Annotated in this window: 3 protein-coding genes; all 3 read right to left on the bottom strand. The window is 61.7% G+C overall.

Annotation, left to right across the window (positions count from 1 at the left end):
- On the bottom strand, positions 1 to 1700 hold a 1700-nt coding region (locus V6C16_RS09250), incomplete at its 3' end, for an elongation factor G (protein WP_333543060.1).
- A gap of 21 nt (positions 1701 to 1721) precedes the next feature.
- Positions 1722 to 2753: a hypothetical protein gene (locus V6C16_RS09245; protein ID WP_333543059.1), complete on the bottom strand. Its 1032-nt coding sequence runs from the start codon at positions 2751 to 2753 to the stop codon at positions 1722 to 1724.
- Between the two features lie 15 nt (positions 2754 to 2768).
- Positions 2769 to 3686: argininosuccinate lyase (argH, locus tag V6C16_RS09240; RefSeq protein WP_333543058.1), on the bottom strand; the 918-nt coding region annotated here is incomplete at its 5' end.

Raw genomic sequence — 3686 nt, 5'->3', positions numbered from 1 at the left:
ACATCCGTGACCGGGTAGCCTGTGATGTCGCCGCTTTGCAGGGAGTCTCGCACACCTTCGACGGCCGCATCCACGTACACGCGGGGCAGAATCTTACGTGCCTCTTCGGGATTGTCGGGCAGAAAGCCGCCCACTTCCACGAGATTGCCGCTGCCACGCGGCCGGGGGGCCACGCGCAGTCTTACCGTACCCTGATGGTGCTCTTTGCCCAGTTCTCGGTCAAAAGTCACGGTGGCGGCGGCTTCCTTGCGCACGGTTTCGCGCAGGACGACCTGCGGGTTGCCCGAACGTGGGCTGATGCCGTATTCGCGCCGCATGCGTTCCAGCAGCACATCCAGGTGCAGTTCGCCCATGCCGGAAACCATGCGCATGCCCGTATCGTCATCCATCTGCATCTTGAGGGTGGGATCTTCTTCGGCGTAGCGGGTCAGGGCTTCGTCCAGAATTTTGCCTTCATCGGCATTGCGCGGCTCAAGGGCGAGGGTGATCACCGGGGCGTTGGCCTCAATGCTTTCAAGCGAAAGCTGCCTGTCACGCGAGGTGAGAGTTTCGCCGGTATGGGCCGAGCGCAGGCCTACGGCCACGACAATTTCTCCGGCAGAGGCCATCTCAAGCTGTTCCCGGCGGTCGGCGTGGGGCCTGTAAAGACGGTTCAGGCGGTCATCTTTGCCCTGTGTCGTGTTGCGCAGGTTGTCGCCTTCATGAATGCGCCCCGCGTACATGCGGAGAAAACAGTGTTTTCTGTTTTCCTCAAGCAGAACTTTGAACACAAGCGCCACCGCCGGAGCGCCGGCATCGGGCAGCACCGTGACCTCATGTCCCTGAGCGTCCAGCCCCACAGGCGGGGGAACATCCAGCGGAGAAGGCAGCCAGCGGCACACGGCATCCAGCACAGGCTGTATACCGGCGTTGCGCAGGGCAGAACCACAGAAGACCGGGGTTATGCTACGGGCCAGGACGGCCCGGCGCATGGCGGCGAGAACGGCATTGGCGTCATGCGTGTTTTCAAGGTAGGGAACCAGAAATTCCTCATCAGCCTCGGCCAGTTTTTCCAGCATCTGCTCTCGCCACGGAGCGGCCAGCGCAGCCTGTTCAGGCGAGAAGGGGGCGTGTCGCACGGTTTGCCCCTGATCATTCTCGTCAAAAGTCAGGCATTCTTCATGCACAAGGTCAAGAACTGCGCGAAAATCTTCGCCCTGACCAAGGGGGATGGCAACCGCGACCGCATTGGCGGCGAGCCTTTGGCGCATGGCGGCTAAAACCGCCTCGAAGTCAGCTCCCATCCTGTCCATTTTATTTATAAAGGCTATCTTGGGGACGCCGAAGTCCTCAGACTGCCGCCAGACGGTTTCTGATTGCGGCTCCACGCCGCCCACAGCGCAAAAAACGCCGACGGCCCCGTCCAGCACGCGCAGGGAGCGTTCCACCTCAATGGTGAAATCCACGTGCCCGGGGGTATCAATGAGATTTATGGTATGGCCGTTCCACTGGCATGTGGTGCAGGCGGACATGATGGTAATGCCGCGTTCCTGCTCTTCGGGCATGAAGTCCATAGTGGCTGCGCCGTCGTGCACTTCGCCCATACGGTGGATTTTGCGGCTGTAAAACAGCATGCGCTCGGACAGGGTGGTCTTGCCTGCGTCGATATGGGCTATGATGCCGATGTTGCGGATGCGGTCAATGCTGGATTGGCTCGACATGGCGGCTCCTGGGCTGGCTGGTTATAACAGGCCGAAGGCCAGGCTGTGTACGCGAAAAAAGTCCGGTGTAAGACCGGGGTGCAGCCAGAAGCCCTCGCAGCCCGGCGTCAGGGTAAGCAGAGGGGCGCTTGCGTGCGCGTGTTTCTCCCGGCAACGGGCGGAATGTCTGGCATGGCCGGAAAGAACATATCGCGCATGGGGTTTTGCGACGTTTGCTCCGGCAGGGTGCGGCAGATGGGGGGCCGCTGCCAGGATTTTCGGCAGAAAAACGTTTTGCGCGGCGGCACGGGCCGTGCATGTGCCTTGCGCCGGAACGTCTTGCATCGCGTTTTCGGAAAAAGATGCGTGCGTTGGGGCGGCATACTGCACAAAGTTTGCTCCGGCCTGCGCAAAGGCCAGAGCTTCCATGTCAAATTCGGGACTTTCGGCGCACGCGCCGGAGCTGCTTTCTGCATGGGCCGGGGGCAGTACCAGCGTTGGCGGTCGGTCTTCCTGCCAGCAGGGCAGGCCGAGAGTCTGTGCAAAAGCGGCAGTCAGATTCAGTTCCCCCGCATGCAGCAGCAGGAGGCGCCCGTGGCCGTGGCCGCATTGTTCCAGCAGCGCGTGCAGGTCCGGGGTATCCAGCGCAAAAACGTCTTCCACACCGCTCAATTCCAGGCTCACAAGGGCGGAGGCGTGGGGTGTTCCGCCTACACAGACAGCGCCCACAAGGGGAACGTCGGCCAGGATGGGGGCAATGCAGGCCGCTGCCAGACGTGCCGCCGCCGCATAGGACGGCGGAAAGGCAATGATTGTCCAGGCCGCTGCCTGATTTTCATGTTCGCGCCAGAAGCCGAGCCGGTCGTTGCTTTGGGTTTCGCGCCCATGCCCGGCACTGGAGCCGAAATGCATGTGCGCGAGAGCCAGCCCTGTTTTTATGGCGGCCCGCCATGTGGGCGGCGTTGCTTCATAGGCGTCGGCGGCCAGGGTGTCGTCCAGGCGCGTGTCTTCCATCCATTGGGGCCACTGGCCGTCAGGCGCGCTGTCGGACTCTGGTGCGGTTGGTGCGGACATGCGAGGGGTTTCCTGCTACTGGGCCATGCCGTCCATACCGGCAAGCCATGTTCTGAGCTGGGCCACTTGCGCGGCCACGGATTGCGGCCCGGTTCCGCCGAAGGTTTCACGCCGCTGTACAGCGGCCGTATAGTCCAGCACTGCGTACACGTCTTCATCAATGCGTGGCTCAAGGGCCTGCATTTCGGGCAGGGTAAGGTCTTCAAGCCCTTTGCCCTGCTTTTCCGCCGCAGCCACACATTGACCGGTAACATGGTGCGCCTCGCGGAAGGGAAGCCCCTTGCCCACAAGATAGTCGGCCAGCTCCGTGGCGTTGAGGAAACCGGCCTTGCAGGCTTCGCGCATGCGCTCCGTGCGAAAGGAAATTTCTTCCATCATGCCGGCCATGAGCCGCAAAGATGTTTCCACTGTCCTGTCGGCGTCAAGAAAACCTTCCTTGTCTTCCTGCATGTCGCGATTGTAGGCCAGGGGCAGGGCTTTCATGGTTGTAAGCATGCCCATGAGCGAGCCGTAGACGCGCCCGGTCTTACCGCGCATAAGCTCCGCCACATCGGGATTTTTCTTTTGCGGCATGATGGAGGAGCCTGTGGCGTAGCTGTCCGGCAGGCGGACAAAGCCGAAAGCGGGATTGGCCCACAGAATGATCTCTTCGCACAGGCGAGAGAGGTGCATCATGATGGTGGAGCCGCCAAACAGGGCTTCAAGAACAAAATCCCTGTCGGACACGGCATCCATCGAGTTGTTGTAAACCCCGGTAAAGCCCACGTCCTCAGCCACGCTTTGCGGGTCAAGCGGATACGTTGTGCCTGCCAGAGCGGCTGCGCCCAGGGGAGAGACGCGCACCCGGTCAAGGCAGTCTTCAAGGCGCATGGCGTCTCGCCGGAACATCCAGGCATAGGCCAGCAGATGGTGGGCCAGGCTCACGGGCTGCGC

This window comes from Desulfovibrio sp. 1188_IL3213, from assembly GCF_036763145.1.
Taxonomy (GTDB): domain Bacteria; phylum Desulfobacterota; class Desulfovibrionia; order Desulfovibrionales; family Desulfovibrionaceae; genus Desulfovibrio.
Note: the sequence above shows the minus strand (reverse complement) of the source record. Positions and strands in the feature narration are given on the sequence as shown.

Bases quoted from the DNA above. Each gene is read 5' to 3' on its own strand.
- V6C16_RS09245 (WP_333543059.1), bottom strand. From the start codon at position 2,753: ATGTCCGCACCAACCGCACCAGAGTCCGACAGCGCGCCTGACGGCCAG.